Origin of the sequence: Actinomadura sp. WAC 06369, assembly GCF_003947565.1 — a bacterium.
Taxonomy (GTDB): Bacteria; Actinomycetota; Actinomycetes; order Streptosporangiales; family Streptosporangiaceae; genus Spirillospora; species Spirillospora rifamycini.
The window spans coordinates 1-22,381 of record NZ_QHJN01000136.1; the positions used below are offsets into that span (position 1 = coordinate 1).

The 22,381-nt window shown below is 75.5% G+C and carries 21 protein-coding genes; 14 read left to right on the top strand and 7 right to left on the bottom strand.

Going from position 1 to position 22,381, the window contains the following annotated elements; genetic code table 11:
• Positions 1–35: 35 nt before the first annotated feature.
• The 3 genes from DMH08_RS29305 (at position 36) to DMH08_RS29315 (ending at position 3,863) form a co-directional block, all read left to right on the top strand.
• Complete coding sequence (locus tag DMH08_RS29305) at positions 36–1,781, top strand: TRAFAC clade GTPase domain-containing protein (RefSeq protein WP_026400370.1); 1,746 nt, start codon at positions 36–38, stop codon at positions 1,779–1,781.
• An 86-nt stretch (positions 1,782–1,867) separates the two neighbouring features.
• The gene (locus tag DMH08_RS29310) at positions 1,868–2,476 is read left to right on the top strand and encodes a malonic semialdehyde reductase (RefSeq protein ID WP_026400371.1); all 609 of its coding nucleotides are present in this window, start codon (positions 1,868–1,870) and stop codon (positions 2,474–2,476) included.
• A gap of 115 nt (positions 2,477–2,591) precedes the next feature.
• Positions 2,592–3,863, top strand: coding sequence for a multidrug effflux MFS transporter (locus DMH08_RS29315; RefSeq protein WP_125619108.1), 1,272 nt, complete (start codon positions 2,592–2,594; stop codon positions 3,861–3,863).
• Here the strand turns inward: DMH08_RS29315 and DMH08_RS29320 are convergent.
• Positions 3,845–4,492 carry a TetR/AcrR family transcriptional regulator gene (locus DMH08_RS29320; protein ID WP_233617880.1) on the bottom strand — a complete coding sequence of 216 codons (648 nt, stop codon included), beginning with the start codon at positions 4,490–4,492 and terminating at the stop codon, positions 3,845–3,847. The genes DMH08_RS29315 and DMH08_RS29320 overlap by 19 nt on opposite strands.
• A gap of 109 nt (positions 4,493–4,601) precedes the next feature.
• Here DMH08_RS29320 and DMH08_RS29325 point away from each other — a divergent pair, with 109 nt between their 5' ends.
• Positions 4,602–5,579, top strand: coding sequence for a phosphotriesterase family protein (locus DMH08_RS29325; RefSeq protein WP_026400372.1), 978 nt, complete (start codon positions 4,602–4,604; stop codon positions 5,577–5,579).
• 30 nt (positions 5,580–5,609) lie between these two features.
• Here the strand turns inward: DMH08_RS29325 and DMH08_RS29330 are convergent, their stop codons facing one another.
• Genes DMH08_RS29330 through DMH08_RS29340 form a run of 3 tightly spaced genes read right to left on the bottom strand, consistent with a single transcriptional unit; the run spans position 5,610 to position 8,751 of the window.
• A complete protein-coding gene (locus tag DMH08_RS29330) occupies positions 5,610–7,511 on the bottom strand; it encodes an FtsX-like permease family protein (protein ID WP_125619112.1) in 1,902 nt (633 codons plus the stop codon).
• Positions 7,511–8,239, bottom strand: a complete 729-nt coding sequence (locus DMH08_RS29335; protein WP_034516056.1) for an ABC transporter ATP-binding protein — start codon at positions 8,237–8,239, stop codon at positions 7,511–7,513. The genes DMH08_RS29330 and DMH08_RS29335 overlap by 1 nt, the downstream gene beginning before the upstream one ends.
• Positions 8,236–8,751, bottom strand: a complete 516-nt coding sequence (locus DMH08_RS29340; protein ID WP_026400376.1) for a PadR family transcriptional regulator — start codon at positions 8,749–8,751, stop codon at positions 8,236–8,238. The genes DMH08_RS29335 and DMH08_RS29340 overlap by 4 nt, the downstream gene beginning before the upstream one ends.
• A gap of 117 nt (positions 8,752–8,868) precedes the next feature.
• Here DMH08_RS29340 and DMH08_RS29345 point away from each other — a divergent pair, with 117 nt between their 5' ends.
• The 3 genes from DMH08_RS29345 to DMH08_RS29355 all read left to right on the top strand — a co-directional run bounded on the left by DMH08_RS29345 (position 8,869) and on the right by DMH08_RS29355 (position 13,080).
• Positions 8,869–9,969, top strand: coding sequence for a S1C family serine protease (locus DMH08_RS29345; protein ID WP_026400377.1), 1,101 nt, complete (start codon positions 8,869–8,871; stop codon positions 9,967–9,969).
• A gap of 136 nt (positions 9,970–10,105) precedes the next feature.
• Positions 10,106–12,388 (top strand): FdhF/YdeP family oxidoreductase, encoded by a 2,283-nt coding sequence (locus DMH08_RS29350; protein WP_125619113.1) that lies wholly within the window; start codon positions 10,106–10,108, stop codon positions 12,386–12,388.
• Between the two features lie 38 nt (positions 12,389–12,426).
• A complete protein-coding gene (locus DMH08_RS29355; RefSeq protein WP_233617881.1) occupies positions 12,427–13,080 on the top strand; it encodes a DUF1707 SHOCT-like domain-containing protein in 654 nt (217 codons plus the stop codon).
• A 33-nt stretch (positions 13,081–13,113) separates the two neighbouring features.
• On the opposite strand, the gene DMH08_RS29360 is transcribed toward DMH08_RS29355, so the two are convergent.
• On the bottom strand, positions 13,114–13,884 hold the full coding sequence (locus DMH08_RS29360; protein ID WP_051299963.1) for a TetR/AcrR family transcriptional regulator: 771 nt from the start codon (positions 13,882–13,884) through the stop codon (positions 13,114–13,116).
• Between the two features lie 164 nt (positions 13,885–14,048).
• On the opposite strand from DMH08_RS29360, the gene DMH08_RS29365 reads away from it, so the two are divergent.
• A complete protein-coding gene (locus tag DMH08_RS29365; protein WP_125619115.1) occupies positions 14,049–15,068 on the top strand; it encodes an alcohol dehydrogenase catalytic domain-containing protein in 1,020 nt (339 codons plus the stop codon).
• A 15-nt stretch (positions 15,069–15,083) separates the two neighbouring features.
• Here the strand turns inward: DMH08_RS29365 and DMH08_RS29370 are convergent, their stop codons facing one another.
• On the bottom strand, positions 15,084–16,475 hold the full coding sequence (locus DMH08_RS29370) for an amidase (RefSeq protein ID WP_026400380.1): 1,392 nt from the start codon (positions 16,473–16,475) through the stop codon (positions 15,084–15,086).
• On the bottom strand, positions 16,472–17,500 hold the full coding sequence (locus tag DMH08_RS29375; RefSeq protein ID WP_125619117.1) for a D-2-hydroxyacid dehydrogenase: 1,029 nt from the start codon (positions 17,498–17,500) through the stop codon (positions 16,472–16,474). Before DMH08_RS29375 ends, DMH08_RS29370 begins: the two co-directional genes overlap by 4 nt.
• Positions 17,501–17,771: 271 nt before the next feature.
• On the opposite strand from DMH08_RS29375, the gene DMH08_RS29380 reads away from it, so the two are divergent.
• The 6 genes from DMH08_RS29380 to DMH08_RS29405 form a co-directional block, all read left to right on the top strand.
• Positions 17,772–18,254 carry a DUF3830 family protein gene (locus tag DMH08_RS29380; RefSeq protein ID WP_199748066.1) on the top strand — a complete coding sequence of 161 codons (483 nt, stop codon included), beginning with the start codon at positions 17,772–17,774 and terminating at the stop codon, positions 18,252–18,254.
• A gap of 16 nt (positions 18,255–18,270) precedes the next feature.
• Complete coding sequence (locus DMH08_RS29385; protein WP_034516244.1) at positions 18,271–19,032, top strand: maleate cis-trans isomerase family protein; 762 nt, start codon at positions 18,271–18,273, stop codon at positions 19,030–19,032.
• A gap of 32 nt (positions 19,033–19,064) precedes the next feature.
• Positions 19,065–19,847 (top strand): maleate cis-trans isomerase family protein, encoded by a 783-nt coding sequence (locus tag DMH08_RS29390; protein ID WP_051299965.1) that lies wholly within the window; start codon positions 19,065–19,067, stop codon positions 19,845–19,847.
• A gap of 16 nt (positions 19,848–19,863) precedes the next feature.
• Positions 19,864–20,529 carry a GntR family transcriptional regulator gene (locus DMH08_RS29395; protein ID WP_026400384.1) on the top strand — a complete coding sequence of 222 codons (666 nt, stop codon included), beginning with the start codon at positions 19,864–19,866 and terminating at the stop codon, positions 20,527–20,529.
• Positions 20,530–20,630: 101 nt separating this feature from the next.
• The gene (locus DMH08_RS29400; protein WP_125619119.1) at positions 20,631–21,884 is read left to right on the top strand and encodes an aspartate aminotransferase family protein; all 1,254 of its coding nucleotides are present in this window, start codon (positions 20,631–20,633) and stop codon (positions 21,882–21,884) included.
• 277 nt (positions 21,885–22,161) lie between these two features.
• The coding region (locus DMH08_RS29405) for an acyl-CoA dehydrogenase family protein (RefSeq protein WP_148108611.1) at positions 22,162–22,381 on the top strand (220 nt) is incomplete at its 3' end.

The following is a 22,381-nucleotide window of genomic DNA, read 5'->3' on the forward strand; positions in this document are numbered from 1 at the left end:
GCTCCGCGAGCTGATCGCCGAGGGGAGGTGACCGGGTGCAGGGCGTCCTGGTGCTGATCCTGTTCGCGGTGTGGGCCGCGGTGATGTGGCTCGGGTTCGTGTACGTGTTCCCGGTGCTGTTCCCCGTGACGCTGGTGGTGGCGGGGGGCGCCGCGCTGGGGCTGTACTACCTGCACGCGTGCCGCACGCTGGCGCCGTCCACGTTGAAGGGGCCGTCGCCGGTCGCCGCCCCGGACGTCGCGTACCGCACCTACCTGCTGGGGCAGGTGTGGCGGGACTGGTGGACGATCACGCGGACGGTCGTGCCGCGGGTGTGGACGACGGCGCGGCGGACGGTCGCGTGGCTGACCCGGACGCTGCTGCTCGGCGGGCCGTGGGGGTTCTTCGCGTTCCCGTTCTGGCTCGCCCTGTGCGCGGGGATCGCGGCGGCGGCCGTCCCGGCGGCGGTGTTCGTGCTGGCGCTGACGGTGATGTACGGGGTCGTCGCGGCGGTGGGGCTGGTGGGCTGGCTCGCGTGCGTGCTGCTGCTCGCGGCGGTCGAGCGGGGGTTCATGGCGTACGGGCGGATCCTGCAGACGTGCCCGCACCCGTTCTGCTACGAGCGGATCGCGCTGCCGGAGTACGAGTGCCCGGGGTGCGGGGCGCGGCATCCGCGGCTGGCGCCGGGCGCGGCGGGCGCGTTCCGGCACGTGTGCCGGTGCGGGGCGCGGCTGCCGACGACGGTGCCGCTCGGCCGGTTCCGGCTGGCGGCGTACTGCCCGCACTGCGGCGGGCGGCTGCCGGAGCGGATCGGACGGGTGCGGGTGGAGCCGCTGCCGTTCGTCGGGGGCCCGGCGGCGGGGAAGACGACGTTCATGGTGCTGGGCATCCGGGCGCTGCACGCGCGCGCCCACGCGGCCGGGGGGCGGCTGTCGTTCGTGGAGCGGCGGCACGCGGAGGCGTACGCGGCGGCGATCGGGGAGTTCCGGCGGGGCGGGCGGCTGGCGAAGACGGGCCCGGAGCTGCCGCTGGCGACGATGGTGGACGTGGAGCTGCCGGGGCGGGCGCGGCGGATCCTGTACCTGTTCGACCCGGCGGGCGAGCACTACACGGGCGCGACGGAGGTCGAGTCGCTGCGGTACCTCGACCACGGCGAGGCGCTCGTGTTCGTCGTGGACCCGTTCGCGCTCCCGCAGGTGCGGCGGGCGCTGACCGGGAAGGAGCGGGAGCTGGTCGACGGGGCGGCGGTGTCGTCGGAGGAGGACCCGGCCGACACGCTGCAGCGGGTGCTGAACGAGCTGCGGTCGCGTCCCGACCGGGGCCGGCAGAAGCGCGTCGCGGTGGTGGTCACCAAGACCGACCTGCTGGCCCGCACGGAGATCGGCCGCGGTCTGGACGGCGGTGTCCGCGCGTGGCTCGCGGGGGTCGGGCTCGGCAACACCGTGCGGACGCTCGAGCAGGTGGCGGGGCGGGTCCGCTACTTCGCGTCCGGGCCGGGCGCCGAGCCGGCGGACGTCGCCGAGCTGCTGACGTGGGCGGCGGGGCTCGCGCCGGGCGCCGCGGCGGACGGCGCGCCGGGCGCGGCGGACCCGGAGCCGCCGGGGACGGTGCCGCTGCGGGCGCCCTGGCCGGTGCGGGGGCGCGGCGCCGAGCGCGTCCCGGCGGGGTACCGGCTGGGACGGCTCGCGGTGCTGGGCGGGCTGTCGCTGCTGACGGTCGGGACGGCGACGGGCGCGGCCCTCGCGGCGGCGCAGCGGCTCTCGGACCTGACGACGCTGGCCCGCCCGCCGTTCTGGATGTGACGCACACCACTGTCTGACGCGGCAGATAACGGACGGTCATCTCGTTGCATCCTGCGGGAACCCCTCTTCCGACGAAAGGCTGCACGATGACCGCGACCGCGCCCGCCGGCCTCCTCGCCCTGGCCGAGGAGGCCCAGGACCTGCTGTTCCGCGAGGCTCGGACGGCGAACACGTTCACGTCCGAGCCGGTGACCGACGAGCAGCTCCGCGCGGTCTACGAGCTGGTGAAGTGGGCGCCGACCGCGATGAACGCCCAGCCGCTGCGGATCGTGGCGGTGCGCGGCGCGGCGGCGAAGGAGCGCCTGGTCCCGCTGATGGCCGAGGGGAACCGCGCGAAGACGGCGGCCGCGCCGGTGTCGCTGATCGTCGCCGCGGACGAGGACTTCCACGAGCACATGCCGGTTATCTGGCACAATCCGGACGCGCGCGACAACCTGGCGGCCAGCCCGGGCCGCGCCGGGATGGCGCGGTTCAACGCCACCATCCAGCTCGGCTACCTCATCCTCGGCATCCGCGCCGCCGGGCTCGCCGCCGGGCCGATGGCGGGCTTCGACGCCGAGGCCGTCGAGAAGGAGTTCCTGGCGGCGGGGAACCTGCGCGCCATCGCGGTCGTCAACGCGGGACGGCCCGGCCCGGACGCGTGGTTCCGGCGGAACCGCCGGCTGGAGTTCGAGCAGGTCGTCACCGTCCTCTGAGGCCGCCGCCCTCCGGCTCCGCCGCCTCCTGAGGCCCCCGCCGTTCGAGTCCCCCGACGTCCCCCACCGCCCGGCCGCGCGACGCGGCCGGGCGCCGTCCGTCCACGGAGCCCCCATGTCGCAGTCCCCCCGGCCTCCCGGCACCCGCCCGGCGGGCCCCGCCGCGCCCGCCCCGGCGGCGGGCGCCGCGCCCCGCCCGGGCAAGCGGTTCGGGCTCATCGCCGTCCTCGGCGCGCTCACCGCCATCGCCCCGCTGTCGACCGACCTCTACCTGCCCGCGCTGCCCGAGGTGGCCGACGACCTGTCGACCGGCGCGGCGCTCACGCAGCTCACGCTGACCGGCTGCCTGATCGGGCTCGCGCTCGGGCAGGCCGTGGCGGGCCCGCTCAGCGACGCGCTCGGCCGCCGCCGCCCGCTGCTCGCCGGGATGGTGGTGTACAGCGCCGCGTCGCTGCTGTGCGTGTTCGCGCCGACCGTGGAGACGCTGGTCTTGGCGCGGTTCGTGCAGGGCGCGGCGGGCGCCGCCGGGATCGTGATCGCCCGCGCCATCGTCCGGGACCTGTACGAGGGCGTCGCCGCCGCCCGGTTCTTCTCGATGCTGATGCTGGTGACGGGGCTCGCGCCGATCCTCGCGCCCGTCGCCGGCGGGCAGCTCCTGCGGGTCGTGCCGTGGCCGGGCCTGTTCGCCGCCCTGGCCGCCGTCGGGGTGGCGCTGTTCTTCGCGGCGCTGCTCGGGCTGCGGGAGACGCTGCCTCCCGGGGAGCGGCAGACCGGCGGCGTCCGCGCGACCCTCCGCACGTTCGGGGCGCTGCTGCGGGACCGGTCGTTCGCCGGGTACGTGCTGACGATCGGGCTGTCGTTCGGCGCGATGTTCGCCTACATCTCCGGGTCGCCGTTCGTGCTGCAGGACGTCTACGGGCTGTCCGCGCAGGAGTTCAGCACCGCGTTCGGGGTGAACGCGGTCGGGATCATGGTCGCGGGGCAGGTCGGCGGGCGGCTCGCGGGGCGGGTCGCGCTGGGGCGGCTGCTGGCGACCGGCCTCGGCATCGTCGTCGCGGGCGGGGCGCTGCTGCTGGTGGCGGTGCTCGCCGGGCTCGGGCTGCCCGGGGTGCTGCCGGGCATGCTGCTCGTCGCGTCCGGGCAGGGGCTGGTGCTGCCGAACGCGACGGCGCTGGCGCTGTCGGGCCGGGCGCCGCGGATCGCCGGGAGCGCGTCCGCGCTGCTCGGCGTCGGGCAGTTCACGCTGGGCGGCGCCGCCGGGCCGCTCGCGGGGATCGGCGGCGAGGACACCGCCGTCCCGATGGCGGTGTCCATCGCGGTGCTGGCGGTGCTGGCCGCCGCCGTCGCCGCGTTCGCCGCGCGGACCCGTCAGCCCGCCGGGGGCTGAGCGGCCCCGTTCTCGAGGGCCCCGTTCTCGAGGGCGGCGAGGACGAACCCGGCGACCTCGTCGGCGAGGGCCCCGGCCGGTTTCGGGCCGTCCGCCCGCCACCACGCGGGCATCTGGTTGACCATGCCCAGCGCGACGATCGTGGCGGTCTCGGCGGGGGTGGCGCGCGCGAAGACGCCCTCGCGCTGCCCCTGCTCGACCAGGCCGCGGAACGTCACGTGGTAGCGGCGCCGCTGCGCCCGCACCGACCGCATCCGGCCGTGGTCGAGGCGGTGCATCTCGCGGCTGAACACCTTCGCCTCGTCGATGTGCTCGGCGGTGCTGCGGATCAGCCCGGTCAGGACGGCGCGGACGGCCTCGCGCGGCGGCGGCCGCTCGGCCAGCACCCGGTCGAGGTCGGCGAGCTGCCGGGCGATCAGCGAGTGGTAGATCTCGTAGAGCAGGTCGTCCTTGGAGTCGAAGTAGTGGTAGAGGGCGCCCTTGGTGACGGCCGCGGCCTCCACGATCCCCTGCACGGACGTCCCGTCGAAGCCGTGCTCGGCGAACAGCCGCAGCGCCGCGGCGAGGATCCGCCGCTCCACCGCGCTCTCCCGCACGGGCCGGACGTCCGGTCGTTCGCCGTCGGTCACCTGCGCACCTCCGCTGGGGTAGGGCATTGACGCGGCCGCGTCCCGCGTCCTAGCTTGCCAGAAACCGACCGGTCGGTATGCACCCGGTGCATGTTCGGAGGTAGTTCGCATGGCCGAAGTCCAGACCGTTCGCGGCCCCGTCGACGTCGGCGCGCTCGGCCGCACGTTCATGCACGAGCACGTGTTCGTGCTGAGCACCGAGCACGTCGAGAACTACGGCGCGGGCGACTGGTGGGACGAGGACGAGAAGGCCGCCGACGCCGTCCGCAAGCTGCGGCAGCTCGTGGAGCGGGGCGTCACCACCATCGCCGACCCGACCGTCTGGGGCCTCGGCCGCTACATCCCGCGGATCGCGCGGATCGCCGAGCGGGTGCCCGAGCTCAACATCATCGCCGCGACCGGCATCTACACCTACAACGACCTGCCGTTCCAGTTCCACCACCGGGGCCCGGGCACGCTGCTCGGCGGCCCCGAGCCGATGATCGCCGACTTCGTCCGGGACCTGACGCAGGGCATCGGCGACACCGGGGTGCGGGCCGCGTTCCTCAAGTGCGCGGTGGACGCCCCCGGCCTCACGCCCGGCGTCGAGCGGGTGCTGCGCGCGGTCGCGGGCGCGCACCGCGAGACGGGCGCGCCGATCACCGTCCACACCGAGAGCTCGGTCCACGCCGGGCGCGAGGTGGTGCGGGTGCTGCGCGAGGAGGGCGCCGACCTGGCCAAGGTGGTGATCGGGCACGCGGGCGACAGCAACGACCTCGACTACCTGAGCGAGCTCGCCGACACCGGCGCGATCCTCGGCATGGACCGGTTCGGCCTCGACGTGATCAACTCGACCGCCGACCGGGTGAGCACGGTCGTCGCGATGTGCGAGCGCGGCTACGCCGACCGGATGGTGCTGAGCCACGACGCGAGCTGCTTCATCGACTGGTTCGGCCCCGACCCGGAGCTGCTGCGCGGCATGGCGCCGAACTGGAACTACCGGCACATCAGCGACGACGTCCTGCCCGCGCTGCGCGCCCGCGGCGTCACGGACGCGCAGCTCGACCAGATGCTCGTGGAGAACCCGCGCCGGTACTTCTCCCCCTGACTCCCCCGACCCCCCTGACTCCCCCGGCCGTCACAGGATCCGCGCGACCGGGCGGTTCGCGGCCCGCCGCGCCGGGACGGCCGCGAGCAGCGCGACCGCCGCGAGCGTGCCGGGCACGACCGCCGCGAGCCACGGCGCGGGGACGTCCACGGCGGCGGCCCCGCCGCCGCCGAGGGCGAGCGCGGCCCGGTGCACCAGCAGGCCCAGCGGGATCCCGGCGACCGCCGCGGCGGACGCCGGGAGGAGCTGCGCCGCGGCCAGCCCGGACGCGACCTGCCGGGGCGTCGCGCCGACGGCGCGGGCGAGCGCGGCGGTGCGGGAGGTGTCGAGCGCGGTCGTCCAGGCGGTGAGGACGGCGTTGACGGCCGCGAGGAGCAGCAGCGCCAGCGACAGCACCAGCATGATCTGCCCGACCCGCTCCGTCACCGGGTTCCCGGCGCCCGGGACGAACGCGGGCCCGGCCGCGCCCGCGTCCTCGGCGTCGACCTGCCGCCGCATGGCGAGCGCCGCGACCAGCATCGCGGCGGTGACCGCGGTGCTCGCGGCGGCGAGGACCGTGCGGCGGGGGCGCCGCGCGGCGATCCGCACGCCCAGCAGCAGCGGGACGGGCAGGCCCGCGGACAGCCCCACCAGCCGGGGGCGGCGGCCCGGCCCGCGCACCGGTTCGTTCAGCGCGCGCGCCGTCCGGACCCGGGCGCCGCGCAGCGCCGGGACGGCCGTCGACGCGGCGGTGACCGCCAGCGCCGCGAGCAGCACGGCCGCGACCGTGCCCGGCCCCGGGACGGGCGCGGTCGCGTCGCCGAGCAGCCCCGCGTTCGGCCCGGTCAGCAGCGGCGACGCGGCCCAGCCCGCGAGGAGCCCGGCGGCCCCGGCGGCGAGCGCGATCAGCAGGTGCTCGGCCAGCAGGACGGCCGCGACCTGCGCGGGCGTCGCCCCGGCGGCCTTCAGCAGCCCGACCCGGCGGCCCTGCTCGGCGAGCCGCCCGCCGACCAGCAGCGCGACGCACAGCCCGGCGAGGATCGCCAGCGCCCACGTCCCGGCGAGCAGCGCCCGGTCGGCGAGCCGCAGCTCCGCGGTCGCGTAGGCGGCGATGTCCTGCGCCGCCTGCACGCGCGTCGCCTGCGCGGCCGCTCCGCCGCAGCCGCCAGCTCCGGGCGCCGGGCAGCCGTGCTCCGCGGCGAACGCGGGCGCGGCGGCGGGGTCGGTGAGCCGCAGCGGCATCGTCCAGCTCCGCTCCCGCGCGTCCAGCCGGGCGGCGTCCGCGCGGGTCGTCCAGACGAGGCCGGGGGCGGCCGACGGGTAGGGGGCGCGGCCGGTCGTGACGGCGAGGCCCGCGACGGTCAGGCGGCGGCCCCCGACGACGACCGCGTCGCCCGGCCGGACGCCCAGCGCCTCGGCGAACGCCCGCTCCACCACGGCCGTCCCGGGGTCCGCCCAGCGGCCGTCCGTGACGTGCGGGCGGTCGAGCCGGGCGGCCCCGTCGTCCGCGGGCGTCCCCGCCGTCGGGCGTCCGCCGGCGCCGTCCGGGGTGCCCGGCCGCGCGGGATCGCCGCCGGCGGCGTCCGGGCGGGCGGGGTGCGCGGGGTCGGGACCGCGGCCGTGGACGACCGCCTGGACCTCGACGTCCCCGGCGCGCAGCGTGGTCGAGAGGGTCGGGAAGGGGCGGCCCGCCGCGGCGACGCCCGGTTCGCGGGCGAGCGCCGCGAGGGCGGCCGGGGCCGGCGCGGCGGCGACGGCGTCGGGGCCCGCGGTCGCGGCGCGGGTGCGCTCCCACGGGTCGTCGGCCGCGCCCCGGACGAGCAGGCCGAGCGTGAGGGTCGCGGCGGTGGCGGCGATCGCGAGCAGCAGCAGGAGGGCCTGCGCGGGGCGGCGGCGCAGGTCGCGCAGCGCCAGCCGCAGGACGAGCGCGGCGCGGCCGGTCGGCGCGGCCATCAGACGAGCCCGGACAGCGGGCCGAGGCCGCCGGTCCGCCCGGTCAGGACCGTCTGGTCGACGAACGCGCCGTCCCGCATCGTGATCAGCCGGTCGGCGGTCCCGGCGATGCGGGAGTCGTGCGTGACGACGACCAGCGTGCGGCCCTCGGCGCGCAGCGCGGCGAACAGCCGCAGGACGTCGGCGGCGGCCGCGCTGTCGAGGTTGCCGGTGGGCTCGTCGGCCAGCAGCAGCGGCGGGTCGTTGACCAGCGCTCGCGCGACCGCGACCCGCTGCCGCTGCCCGCCGGACAGCGCGCCCGGCAGGTGCCCGGCGCGGTCGGACAGCCCGACGCGCTCGAGCAGGTGCGCCGCGCGGCGGCGGGCGGTGCGCCGGGACGCCCCCGCCAGCAGCGCGGGCAGCTCCACGTTCTCCAGGGCGGTCAGCTCGTCGACCAGGTGGAACGCCTGGAACACGAAGCCGACGCGGTCGCGCCGCATCCGCGCCGCGGCGGCCTCGGTGAGCCGGTCGATGCGGCGCCCGGCGAGGCGGATCTCGCCCGCGTCCGGACGGTCGAGGCCGCCGAGCAGGTGCAGGAGGGTCGACTTGCCGCAGCCGCTCGGACCCACGATGCCGACGGTCTCGCCGGCCGCGACGTCCAGCCCGACGCCGTCCACGGCCCGGACGAGCGCGGGCCCGGACCCGTGGTGCCGGCACAGCCCCCGCGCGCTGATCACGTACTCGTTCACTCGGCTTCCTTCGTCCAGTGGGTCTCGCAGGCGTCGAGCCAGCGCAGGTCGGCCTGCAGGCGGAGCGCCGCGCCCTCCAGCAGGAGCGCGGCGCGGCTCCCGGGCGGTTCGGCGAGCGCGGCGCGCTGCACGCCGGCGAGGCGGCGCAGCAGGTCGCGGCGCTGGGCGTCGACGATCTCGACGGGGTCGGCGAGGCGGGCGGCGCGGGCCGCGACGAGCTTGAGGTGGAACTCGGTGGGCGCCGTGCGCTCCCAGTCCTGCTCGGCGAGCCATGCGGCGACGCGCTCGCGGCCCGCCGGGGTGAGGTCGTGGACCTTGCGGTCGGGGCGGTCGGACTGGCCGACCACGCGGGACTCCACGAGCCCGGCCTTCTCCAGCCGCCGCAGCGTCACGTACACCTGGCCGGCGTTCAGGTCCTCGCCGAGCGGGCCGAGCGCGTCGCGCAGGCGCGCGCGCAGCTCGTACCCGTGCGCGGGTTCCTTGGCCAGAAGCGCCAGGACGATGTCCTGCATCGGCCCCCCTCCGTCGAGGCTTATAGCTAACCGTTAGGCAGATCCGCGGTCAACTCGGCCGGGGACTATTCACCGGGGATCGGGAATTATGGGTGGAAAGGGGTGAGGAGGGGCTCAGTGACCGAACTCCCCGGACGCCGCGGAAGCGGGCGCCGCGGACTCCGTGCCGTGCTGCCGCTGCTGCTGGTCGCGCTGCTGGCCTTCCTCGTCCCCTCCTGCCGCCTGCCGGGCGAGGAGACCGAGACCGCCGTCCCGCCCGTCACCGCGACGGAGGTCGCCCCCGAGCGGACGGACTTCGCCGAGCGGCAGCCGGGCGTCGTCAACATCACGGCGGTGCGGGGACTGGAGAGCACCCGGGCCGCCGGAACGGGCATCGTGCTGGACGCCGCGGGGTTCGTGCTGACCAACAGCCACGTCATCCAGGGCGCCACCGGGCTCGAGGGCACCGACACCGACAACGACCGCACCTACCGGGCGCGGGTCGTCGGGTACGACACGTCCCAGGACATCGCGGTGATCCGGCTGACCGGCGCGTCCGGGCTGCCGGCCGCGCGGTTCGCGCCGGTGTCCACGGTCGCGATCGGCGACCCGGTCACCGCCGTCGGCAACGCGGGCGGCGACGGCGGCGAGCCGAGCGTCGTCACCGGGCACGTCACCGCGCTGGGGCAGACGGTCACCGCCCGGGACGACAGCGACGGCAGCGTCGAGCGGCTCGCCGGGATGATCGAGGTGAGCGCGCCGATCAAGCCGGGCGACTCCGGCGGTCCGCTGCTGAACTCCGCGGGCCGGGTGATCGGGGTCAACACGGCCGCGTCGGCCGCGCTGAAGGGGAACGCGCCGGACGGGCGGGAGCCGCGCGGCTACGCCATCCCGGCGGACCGCGCGCTGGAGATCGCCGCGCAGATCCGGCGCGGGGAGGCGTCCGCGACCGTGCACATCGGCGAGACGGCGATGCTGGGCGTGATGGTGCGCGGCAACGGGACGGAGCCGGGCGCCCGCGTCGTCGAGGTCGTCCCGGGCGGTCCCGCCGACGCCGCCGGGATCCCGGTGGGCGCGGCGATCGTCACGTTCGGCGGCGAGGGCGTCGACTCGCCGTCCGCGCTGACCGGGCTGATGCTGCGCCGCCACCCCGGCGACGTCGTCCGCATCGAGTGGGTGCGGCCGGGCGGCGGGATCGTCGCCGTCGACGTCCGGCTGGCGAAGGGGCCGCCGCAGTGAACGCCGCAGTAACCGCCGCAATGACCGCGCGGCGCGCGCGCTGAGCTTTTCCGTCTGCCGGAGTCCGGGCCTTTCCGGGGCGCGGTTCCGTGCGACAGTGGGAGGTCACAGCGCCGAGCCCCACGAGGATGTGACCATGAGCCGCAAGGCCCCCTCCGGCGACTTCGATGACGCCGGACTGCAGGTGTCGAAGCCGAAGACGTGGGCGGCGGGCGTGCCCGGAGTGGCGGCCGCGCTGCGCGATTCGTACGAGCAGATGGGCGCCGCGCGGACGGCGCTGACGCTGCTGCGCGTCAACCAGAAGCAGGGGTTCGACTGCCCCGGCTGCGCCTGGCCCGAGGGCGACGAGCGGCACGTCGCGGAGTTCTGCGAGAACGGCGCGAAGGCCGTCGCCGAGGAGGCCACGACGCGGCGGATCACCCGGGAGTTCTTCGCCGCGCACACGGTCGACGAGCTGGGCAAGCGGTCCGACCACTGGCTCGGGCAGCAGGGCCGGCTGACCGAGCCGATGATCAGGCGCCCCGGCGCCGCGCACTACGAGCCCGTCGGCTGGGACGACGCCTTCGCGCTGCTGGCGTCCGAGCTGAACGCCCTCGGCTCGCCCGACGAGGCCGTCTTCTACACCTCGGGACGGACGAGCAACGAGGCGGCGTTCGCCTACCAGCTGTTCGTCCGCGAGTTCGGCACGAACAACATGCCCGACTGCAGCAACATGTGCCACGAGTCGTCCGGCTCCGCGCTGACCGAGACGCTCGGCGTCGGCAAGGGCTCGGTGCTCCTGGAGGACCTGCACGAAGCCGACCTGATCTTCGTGGTCGGGCAGAACCCGGGGACGAACCATCCGCGGATGCTGTCGGCGCTGGAACGCGCCAAGAAGGGCGGCGCGCGGATCGTCGCCGTCAACCCGCTGCCGGAGGCCGGGCTGATGCGGTTCAAGAACCCGCAGCGGCCGTCCGGCGTCACCGGCCAGGGCACCGCGCTCGCCGACCGCTTCCTGCAGATCCGGCTGAACGGCGACCTCGCGCTCTTCCAGGCCCTCAACCGGCTGCTGCTGGAGTCGGACGCGCCGGACGCGGTCGACCGCGCGTTCATCGACGCGCACACGCACGGGTTCGAGGCGTTCGAGAAGCACGTCCGCGACCTCGACTGGGACGACGTCCTGGAGGCGACCGGGCTGACCCGCGGCGAGATCGCCGCGACGCTCGGGGACGTGCTCTCCGCGGAGCGGATCGTGGTGTGCTGGGCGATGGGCCTCACCCAGCACCGCAACTCGGTGCCGACGATCCGCGAGGTCGTCAACTTCCTGCTGCTGCGCGGCAACGTGGGCCGCCCCGGCGCGGGCGTCTGCCCCGTCCGCGGCCACTCCAACGTGCAGGGCGACCGCACGATGGGCATCTACGAGAAGCCCGCGCCCGCCTTCCTGGACGCGCTGGAGGCCGAGTTCGGGTTCGCGCCGCCGCGCGCGCACGGCCTCGACACCGTCGGCGCGATCCGCGCGATGCGGGACGGCGCGGCGAAGGTGTTCTTCGGGATGGGCGGCAACTTCGTCCGCGCCACGCCCGACTCGGCCGTCACCGAGGCGGCGCTGCGGAACTGCCGGCTGACCGCGCACGTCTCGACGAAGCTGAACCGCTCGCACGCGGTGACCGGTGAGTACGCGCTGATCCTGCCGACCCTCGGCCGGACCGAGCGGGACGTGCAGGAGTCCGGCCCGCAGTTCGTGTCCGTCGAGGACTCGATGGGCATGGTGCACGCGTCCCGGGGCCGGCTCGCGCCGGCGTCGGAGCACCTGCTGTCGGAGGTCGCGATCGTGTGCCGGCTGGCCCGCGCGGCGCTGCCCACCTCGGTCGTCGACTGGGCGGCGATGGAGCGCGACTACGACGTCGTCCGCGACCACGTGTCCCGGGTGGTGCCGGGGTTCGCCGACTACAACGCCCGCGTGCGCGCGCCGGGCGGGTTCGTCCTGCCGCACGCGCCGCGCGACGAGCGCCGCTTCCCGACCGCGACCGGCAAGGCGAACCTCACCGTCAACGGGCTGGAGGTGCTGCGGGTCCCGGAGGGGCGGCTGCTGCTGCAGACCGTCCGCAGCCACGACCAGTACAACACCACCGTCTACGGGCTGGACGACCGGTACCGGGGCATCAAGGCCGGACGCCGCGTCGTGTTCGTCAACCCGTCCGACCTGGCCGCCCTCGGCCTCCCGGACGGCGCCCTCGTCGACCTCGTGTCCGAATGGTCCGACGGGACCGAGCGGCGCGCACCGGAGTTCCGGGTCGTCGGCTACCCGACCGCGCCCGGCTGCGCGGCGGCCTACTTCCCGGAGACGAACGTGCTGGTGCCGCTCGACAGCACCGCCGAGATCAGCAACACGCCGACGTCGAAGTCGGTGGTGGTCCGGCTGGAGCGGCGCGCGGATTGACCCTGCACGCGGGCGTCCCGGCGGATTAGGCTGGCTCCATGACGAACCTCCCCGACCATGCCGGGACGTCCGGGACGCCGGAGATGCGGGCGTCCGACACCGATCGGGACCGGGTGGCGCAGATCCTGCGGGACGCGGCGGGCGACGGCCGGCTCACGCTCGCCGAGTTGGACGAGCGCCTCGACGTGGTGTACGCGGCCAAGACGTACGCCGAGTTGCAGCCCCTCACGCGGGACCTGCCCGCCACCGGCGCCGCCGCGGCCCCGCCGCCGGTGGTCGGGGCGGACCACCGTCCGGTGGACGGCGCGCCCACGTGGAAGACCGGGATCGGCGTCCTGAGCGGGTTCCGCCGGTCGGGCGTGTGGAACGCGCCCCGCTCCTTCTTCGCGTTCGCGTGGTGGGGCGGCGGCAAGATCGACCTGCGGGAGGCGCGGTTCACCGAGGGCGAGACGACGATCCACGCGTGGGCGATCATGGGCGGCGTCGAGGTGGTGGTACCGGACGACGTCGCCGTGCACGTCCGCGGCCTCGGGATCATGGGCGGGTTCGACGGGCGCGCCAGCGGGCCCGGCGAGCCGGGCGCCCCCAAGGTGGTCGTCAAGGGGTTCGCGTTCTGGGGCGGCGTCAACGTCAAGCGCCGCGCCCGCAAGGGCACGAAGGACGACCGCGCCCGCAAGGCCATCGAGGACTGACGGGGCCAGCGGGACCGGCGCGGACGAGCGGGGCTAGCCGGGATCGGCGCCGGCCGGCGCGGCCGGGCGGTGCGCGGCGGGCCCCCCGACGATCCGGTCGAGCCACTCCCCCAGCAGGGCGTTCTCGGTCGGGGTGAGCCCGGCGGCGGGCTCGTCGGCGAGCGCGGCCCGCAGCGCGATGGCGAGGGCCGGCGCGCCGCCGTCCCCGGCGCCGTCCGCGCCGCCCGCCGCACCGCCGGACGTCCCGTCCCGGGGCCCGGCGGGGAGGATCAGCGCGGCGAAGAGGGCGTCGCGCATGCGCGCGGGCAGGGCCGGGTCGCCCTCACCGGCGATCAGCGCCAGCACCACGCCCGTCCCCGCCGCGTGGACCATGCGGGCGGCGATCTCGACCGGCACCCGCAGCCGCCCCGCGCGGGCGACGGCCCCGATGAGGCCGAGCAGGATTTCGTGGGCCTCGGCGGCGGCGGGCGGGCGGCGGGCGGTCCCGTACATGAGGGTGTAGAGCTCCGGGTTCGACAGGCCGAACTCGAGGTGCAGGTCCCAGCCCCGGCGCAGGTCCTCGACGGGGTCGCCGGTGCGGGGCTGCGCGCGCTTGCTCGCCAGGTACCGCTCGAACCCGTACGCGGCGACGGCGTCGAGCAGCCCCCGCTTGTCGCCGAAGTGGTGGTAGAGGGTCGGCGCCCCGACTCCGGCGGCGCCGCAGATGGCCCGGGTCGAGACGGCCTCGCCGCCCGACTCGGCGACCAGCCGCGCCGCGGCCCGCAGGATCCGCTCCCGCGCGTCGACGTCCTTCTGCACAGTCACAACAACGATGCTACAGAAAATTTGCGAGCACCGATATGGCGGTGTGACCTGCGCAAACGTGCGCCCGGACCGTCGGCGCTCTATAGCAGAGCTACAAGAGTTGCTATATCGTCGTTAGCGGCGGTCGGCGCGGCCGCCACCGCAACGACGAAGGGAGCGCAGCCATGCGCAGCGCCGTTCTCACCGCACCGGGCAAGCCGCTGGAGATCGTCGAGCGCGACGTGCCCGCGCCCGGCCCCGGGGAGATCCTCGTCCGGGTCACCGCGTGCGGGATGTGCTTCTCCGAGGTCAACCACCTCCACGACCACTACCCCTTCGGGGCGTTCCCGACGGTGCCCGGCCACGAGATCACCGGCGTCGTCGAGGCGCTCGGCGACGGGGTGTCCTGGCCCGCGCCCGGCACCCCGGTCGGCGCCGCCTGGATCCACGACTCCTGCGGGCGCTGCGACAACTGCGTCCGCGGCGACCAGATCCTGTGCACCGGCGGCCCGAAGCACGTCACCGGCGTCAACCGGGACGGCGGGTACGCCGAGTACTTCGTCGGCCGCGCCGGATTCGTCACCCCGCTCCCCGACGGCCTCGACCCGGTCGCCGCCGCGCCGCTGATGTGCGCCGGGATCACCGCGTTCAACGGGCTCCGGCAGGGCGGCGCCACCGCCGGGTCGAAGGTCGCCGTGCTCGGCACCGGCGGCGTCGGGACGCTCGCCGTCCGGTTCGCGGCGGCGATCGGCGCCCGCGTCGCCGTCGTGTCCCGGTCGCGCCGCGCCGAGGCGGAGGCCGCGGCCCTCGGCGCCGAACTGTACGTCGCGACCGACGAGCAGGACCCGGCCGAGGCCCTGCGGGCCTGGGGCGGCGCCGACCTGATCATGAACACGGCGCCGAGCACCGCGGCGGCGCTGGCCGCGTTCGAGGGGCTGCGCCCGGACGGGACGCTGCTGTTCCTCGGCTTCGACGGCGCCGAGGCGTCGGTGCCGCCCGTCTCGCTCGTCCTGCACCGGCGGCGGATCATGGGCAGCCCGTCGGGGTCCCCGCACGACCTGCGCGACACCCTCGCGTTCGCCGCCGCGCACGGGATCGTCCCGGACGTCGCCCCGATCACGCTCGACGAGGCGCCCGGCGTGCTGGCCGCGATGGACGCGGGCACGCACCGGGGCCGCGCCGTGATCGTCTTCGACCGGCCCTGACCGGCGGGCGCGGCGTCAGGGCCACCAGGGGCGGGCGGCCTCGAACGCGGAGCAGGCCCGCATCACCAGGGCGTCGGCGTGGCGGGCGCCGACGACCTGCAGCCCGACCGGCAGCCCCGCCGCGGTCGTCCCGCACGGGACGCTCGCGGCGGGCTGCTGCGTCATGTTGAACGGGTACGTGAACGGGGTCCAGCCCGTCCAGCGCGGGGACGGCGACCCCGCCGGGACCTCCGCGCCCGCCTCGAACGCCGGGATCGGCATCGTCGGGGTGAGGAGCAGGTCGTAGCGCTCGTGGAACAGGCCCATGATCCGGCCCAGCTCCATCCGGCGGGCGGTCGCCGCGAGGTAGTCCAGCGCCGAGTACCGGGCGCCCTGCTCGCAGATCTCCCGCAGCCCCGGGTCGAGGGCCGCGAACCGCTCGGGCGTCAGATGCTCGACGACCTTCGCGGCCCCGGCGAACCACAGGACCTCGAACTCCGCCACGGGGTCGCCGAAGCCGGGGTCGGCCTCCTCGACCTTCGCGCCCAGCTCGGCGAAGGCTTCGGCGGCCGCCGCGGCCAGCGCCGCGACCTCCGGGTCGACCTCCGCGAACCCGAGCGCCGGGCTGTAGGCGACGCGCAGGCCCGTCAGGTCCGGCTCCCGCTCCGCGGGGGAAAGCCGGAACGGGGCCGCCGGCGGCGCGAGCGCCGACCAGTCGCGGGCGTCCGGGCCGCACACCGCGTCCAGCAGGAGCTCCGCGTCCTCGACGGTCCGGGTCATCGGCCCGACGTGCGCGAGCGTCCCGAACGGGCTCGCCGGGTAGTGCGGGATCCGCCCGTACGTCGGCTTGATCGTGAACGTGCCGGTGAAGCTCGCGGGGATCCGGACCGAGCCGCCGCCGTCGGTGCCGAGCGCGAGCGGCGCCATGCCCGCCGCGACGGCCGCCGCCGCCCCGCCGGACGACCCGCCGGCCGTCCGCGACGGGTCGGCCGGGTTGCGGGTGACGCCGGTCAGCGGCGAGTCGGTGACGCCCTTCCACGCGAACTCGGGCGTGGTCGTCTTCCCCGCGAACACCGCGCCCTGCGCGCGCAGCCGCGCCACCGACGGGGCGTCCTCGGTCCACGGGCCGGACGGGTCGATCGTCGTCGAGCCGCGCAGCGTCGGCCAGCCCTCGGTGAGCAGCACGTCCTTGATCGAGACCGGCACGCCGTCCAGCGGGCCGAGCACCGCGCCGCGCCGCCACCGCTCCGCGGACGCCCGCGCCATCGCGAGGGTCGTGTCCGGATCCACCAGGCAGTACGCGTTGATCCGCGGGTCGTCCCGCTCGATGCGGGCGAGGACGGCCTGCGCCGCCTCCACCGGGGACAGCGCGCCCGCCCGGTAGCCGTCGACCAGTTCGGCCGCGGTCAGGTCGGCCGGGTCCGTCATCGTCCTACCCCCTCCGGGCGGCGCGGGGCACCCGTCCCCACGTAGCCGAGTCGCTTGTCCACGACGTTGCGCAGCGGCCGTCCGGTCGCGAAGCGGTCGAAGTTCTCGACGAACAGCTCGACCAGTTCGTCCCGCCAGCCCACCGTGTCGCCCGACATGTGCGGCGACACGATCACGTTCGGCAGGTCCCACAGCGGGGACTTCTCCGGCAGCGGCTCCTCCTCGAACACGTCGAGGGCCGCGCCCGCGATCCGCCCGTCCCGCAGCGCCGCCACCAGGTCGTCCTGGACGACCAGCGCGCCGCGGCCCACGTTGATCAGCCGTGCCGACGGCCGCATCCGCGCCAGCGCGGCGGCGTCGATCATGCCGCGGGTCCGCGGGGTGAGCGGGGCGGCGAGCACGACGTAGTCGGCCTCGGCGAGCGGCCCGGCCAGGTCGTCGGCGGCGTGCACGTCGCCGAAGTCGGGGTCGCCGGTGCGGGCGGTGCGGCCCGCGCCGCTCACCCGCAGCCCGCAGGCGGCGAGCCGCCGCGCGACGGCCCGGCCGATCGGGCCGGTCCCGACGACGAGCGCGCGCCGGCCGGTGACCCGCTCGGTCTCCCGGTGCCGCCAGCGCCGCTCCGCCTGCAGCCGGACCGTCCCGTGCAGGTCCTTCGCGAACGACAGCACCAGCCCGAGGACGTACTCCGCGATCGGCTCGTCGAACACGCCTCGCGAGTTGGTGAGGACGGTGTCACTCTCGATCAGCCCCTGGAACATCATCCTGTCGACGCCGGCGCTGGCGATGTGCACCCAGCGCGGCGTCCGGGCGCCGTCCCCCTCGGGCCACGCCGCGGCGAGGGCGTCGGAGAGGAAATCCCATACGAAGACCGCGTCGGCCTCCGAAACGGCGGCGGCGAGGTCGGGTGCGCGCACGTACCGGACGTCCGCCCGGCTCTCCACGTCGGCCATCCCGGACGGCTCGACGTCCCCCGTCAGCACCGCCACCACGGGCGGTGCACCGGCTGCGGTCGAAGGCTGCTGCATCGGCTCTGCTTTCGGGGTTCCGGGAGTTTACGAGATGGCAACTCGGGGAGGCATTGACACGCTAGGAAGGCTTCGTAGGATTGTCAACAATCAGCGCGGCCGACGATCGGCCCACCGACCGCGCTGATCGTGCTGCAAGACCGTCGCAACCGCTGCCCAAGCATGGCCAGGACGGATCCCAAAGCGCTCTAACGCAAGAGCAAGAGTCCTTTCGGGTGGCGACGCTCTCGCCCACCCCCTGTTCACGGGGAGGCCCGGCATGCCCAAGCTGATGACCATCTCCCTCGAGCGGCGCGGCGTCTCGTGCGTCGCGGAGCTCCTGGAGAAGGACGCGCCGCGCACCTGCGAAGCGGTGTGGCGCGCGCTGCCGCAAGGCGGCGACGCGTACCACGCCAAGTACGCGCGCAACGAGGTCTACACGATGGTCGAGTACTTCTCGGACGAGGAGATCGGCCAGGAGAACCCCACCGTCACGCCCATCCCCGGCGACGTCGTCCTCTTCTCCTTCCCGGGCGGGATGCTCGACCGGAAGTTCAAGGAGGAGAAGAACATCCACGAACTGCCCGGCGTCATCGACCTGGCGATCTTCTACGGCCGCAACAACCTGCTGCTGAACGGGGACGTCGGCTGGGTGCCGGGGAACGTGTACGCGACGATCGTCGACGGCCTCGACCGGATGGCCGAGGCGTGCAACGACGTCTGGCGCTCCGGCGGCGTCGGCGAGCGGCTCGTCTACCGCCGGCACGAAGGTTAGAGCGGTGGCCGCCCAGATGACATTCGACCCCACGCTGGTCGTCGGTCCCGAACTGCTCGCCCAGCAGGGGATCGGCGTGGTCGCGCCCTTCGACTTCGCGCTCGACCGCGAACTGTGGCGCTGGACGCCCGACGACGTGTCGCTGTTCATGACCCGGCTGCCGTACGTGCCGGTCCCGGTCACGGTCGAGATGGCGTCGGCGCTGTCGGACCACTCGATCGTCCGGCAGGCCGTCCGCGACGTGCTGGCCCCCGAGCCGCTCGCGGTCGCGTTCGCCTGCGCGTCCGGGAGCTTCATCCGGGGCCGCGCGGGCGAGGAGACCCTGCACGAGACGATGCTGGCGGCGGGCGCGCCCGCGGCGGCGACGACGTCCGGCGCGCTGGTCGAGTCGCTGCGGATGCTCGGCGTCCGCCGCGTCGCGGTCGTCACGCCGTACATCGACACGGTCACCGACCGGCTCGTGTCGTTCCTGGGCGAGCACGGCGTGGAGGTGGTGTCGTCGGTCGGGATGGGGCTGCTCAGCCACATCTGGAAGGTCGGCTACGGCGAGGTCGTCAGCGCGGTGTCCGCGGTCGACCGGCCGGACGCCGAGGCCGTGTTCATCAGCTGCACCAACGTGCCGACCTACGACATCATCGCGCCGCTGGAGCAGATGATCGGCAAGCCGGTGCTCACCTCCAACCAGGTCACGATGTGCTCCGCCCTGCGCGCGATGGGCCGGTCCGCCAACGGCGCCGGGCAGTCGCTGGTGCAGTTCGGCAGCCCGACCGCCGCCTGACCCGCACGACCTCGAGAGTAGGATTGTCGACAATGTCGCGAACCGAACTGAGTGCCGGTTTCCTCTACCCGGGCTACAGCGCCGAGGACGACTACCCGGCCATCGAGGCCGCCCTCGGCGACGTCCGCCTGCCCGTCGTCCACACGCTGATGCGCGAGGACGCGCACCGCGTGGACGCCCTCCTCGACGTCGGCGGCCCGGACGTCCTGGCCGCCGGCGCCGGCAAGCTGCGGGAGACCGGCGCGGCGGCGGCCGTGTGGGCCTGCACCAGCGGCAGCTTCGTCTTCGGCTGGGAGGGCGCCGAACAGCAGGTCGCGGGCGTCGCGCGGGCCGCCGGGATGCCGGCGTCCAGCACGTCGTTCGCCTTCGTGAACGCGGCCCGCGCCCTGGGCCTCACCCGGGTCGCGGTCGCCGCGACCTACCCCGAGGACGTCGCCGAGAAGTTCGGCGACTTCCTCGCCCGCGCCGGCGTCACGGTGGTGTCGCTGTCCTGCAAGGGCATCGTCACCGCCGCCGAGGTCGGCACCCTCGGCCGCGAGGAGGTCCTCGCCTTCGTCGCGGCCAACGATCACCCGGACGCCGAGGCGGTGCTGGTGCCCGACACCGCGCTGCACACCGTGTCCTGGCTCGACGAGCTGGAGGCACGGGTCGGCAAACCGGTCCTTACGGCCAACCAGGTCAGCGTCTGGGAGGGCCTCCGGCTCGCGAGCGGCGAGTCGCCCTCCGGCGGGTTCCGGCCGCGCACCGGCTTCGGCCGGCTGTTCGCCGCGCCCGTCCCCGAAGCGGCGCCCGGACGTCCGGCCTGGAGGCTCTGACGAAAGGTGACCTCCCATGAGCCGATTGGGCGAGCTTGAACCCGTTCCCCGCAAGTCCACCGTGGAACTCGTCTCCGACGAGCTCCGCGCCGCGATCATGTACGGCTCGCTCGAGCCGGGCGACCAGCTGGGCGAGGCCGAGCTGGCCGCCCGGCTGGGCATCAGCCGCGGGCCGCTGCGGGAGGCGATGCAGCGGCTCGTCCAGGAGGGCCTGCTGGTCAGCGAGCCGCACCGGGGGCTGTTCGTGATCACGTTGGACGAGGGCGACGTCGAGGACGTGTACCTGGCGCGGCTCGCGATCGAGCGCGCCGCCGGCAAGCTGATCATGGAGCGGAACCGGGGCGAGGCCGTCGCCCGGCTCACCGACGCCCTGGAGGGCCTGGTCGAGGCCGCGCGCGAGCGCGACCGCGTGAAGATGAGCGACGCCGACCAGGCGTTCCACGAGGTGCTCGTGAGCGCGTCCGGCAGCCAGCGCCTCGAGCGGATGGCGCACACGCTGCTGGTCGAGACGCGGATGTGCCTCAACGCCCTGCAGGACACCTACCCCGAGCCGGACGACCTCGTCGAGGAGCACCGGCGCATCGTCGACGCCATCGGCGACGGGGAGGAGGAGCGGCTGATGCGGCTCATCGAGGAGCACATGACCGACTCCATCCAGAGGCTTCGGAAGGAGGCCGGGTAAAGACTGGCCCCACGGCCACATTCATGGCCCCTCCCCCTCCGTCCGGAGGGGCGCGGTGGCCTAGGCTGTCGATTGTCGACAATCTACCGAGAGGGACTCCGATGGCGACGCTGTCACCTCTGCTGAAGCAGGCGACCCCCGTCCTGGCCGAGCGCGGCGAGGGCGTGTACCTCTACGACGGCGACGGCCGCCGGTACCTCGACTTCACCGCGGGCATCGGCGTCACCAACACCGGCCACTGCCACCCGCGCGTGGTCGCGGCCGCGCAGGAGCAGGTCGCCACGCTGATCCACGGCCAGTACACGACGGTCATGCACCGGCCGCTCCTGCGCCTCGTCGAGGCGCTCGGCGGCGTGCTGCCGTCCGGCCTCGACTCGGTGTTCTTCCTCAACTCCGGCAGCGAGGCCGTGGAGGCGTCCATCCGGCTCGCCCGGCACGCCACCGGACGGCAGAACATCGTCGTCTTCCACGGCTCGTTCCACGGCCGCACCATGGGCGCCGCCGCGCTCACCACCGCCGGCACCAAGTTCCGCGCCGGGATCGGCCCGCTGATGCCCGGCGCCGTCGTCGCCCCGTTCCCGCAGGCGTACCGGTACGGGTGGGACGAGGACGAGGCCGTCCGGTTCGCGCTCCGCGAGCTCGACTACGTCCTCGCGACGACCTCGCCCGCCGCCGACACCGCCGCGTTCGTCGTCGAGCCGGTCCTCGGCGAGGGCGGCTACATCCCGGCGCCGCCCGCGTTCCTCGAGGGGCTCCGCGAGCGGGCCGACCGGCACGGCGCCCTCCTCATCGTCGACGAGGTGCAGACCGGGTACGGCCGCACCGGGAAGTTCTGGGGCCACGAGCACAGCGCCATGCGCCCCGACGTCCTCATCACCGCGAAGGGGCTGGCCAGCGGCTTCCCCCTCTCGGCGATCGCCGCGCCCGCCGCGGTCATGGAGAAGGCGTGGCCGGGGTCGCAGGGCGGCACCTACGGCGGCAACGCGGTGTCGTGCGCCGCCGCGCTCGCCACCCTGGAGGTCATCCGCGACGAGGACCTCGTCGGCAACGCGGCCCGCCTCGGCGCCCGGCTGAACGACGGCCTGCGCAAGATCGCCGCCGACCACCCGGTCATCGGCGACGTCCGCGGCCTCGGCCTCATGCAGGCCGGCGAGTTCACGACCGCCGACGGCGAGCCCGACGCCGCGACCGCCCAGCGCGCCCACCGCGCCGCCGCCGACCGCGGCCTGCTGCTGCTCACGTGCGGCGCGCACGGCAACGTCGTCCGGCTGATCCCGCCGCTGGTGGTGAACGAGGAGCAGATCGACGACGCCCTCGCCGTCTGGGCCGACGCGGTGGCCGAGGCCACCGCCTGACCCGCCGCCCGGACGCCCCGCGAAGCCCCGGCTCCGCGGGGCGTCCCGCTCCCCCGGTCCCGACGCGGAATCCGGCTGCGGGGACGCCCGCGGGGTCGCGGTCCACTCGCCCCTATCGCGGGGTTCGCGCTGGGCGGCGTCCTGGTGGCTGCGCTGTCGGCGCGGGGCGCCGCTCGCGGCGGCGGGGCTGAACCTGCTGGCGGCGGCTTCCCCCGCGACGACGCCGGCGCCTGACCGCTGTTACATTCCGAATTCGGTTCTAACGGCTGGAGGCGCGATGAGCATCTGGAACACCCCCGAACGCACGGCGCTGCGCGAGCTCGTCCGCGACTTCACCGCCAAGGAGATCGTCCCGCACCTGGCCGGCTGGGAGGACGCCGGGGAGCTGCCGCGCGACCTGCACGCCCGCGCCGCCGGGGCGGGCGTGCAGGTCGCGCGGCAGCTCCCCGGCGTCCTCCCAGCCGGCCAGGTGCGGGACGATCTCCTTGGCGGTGAAG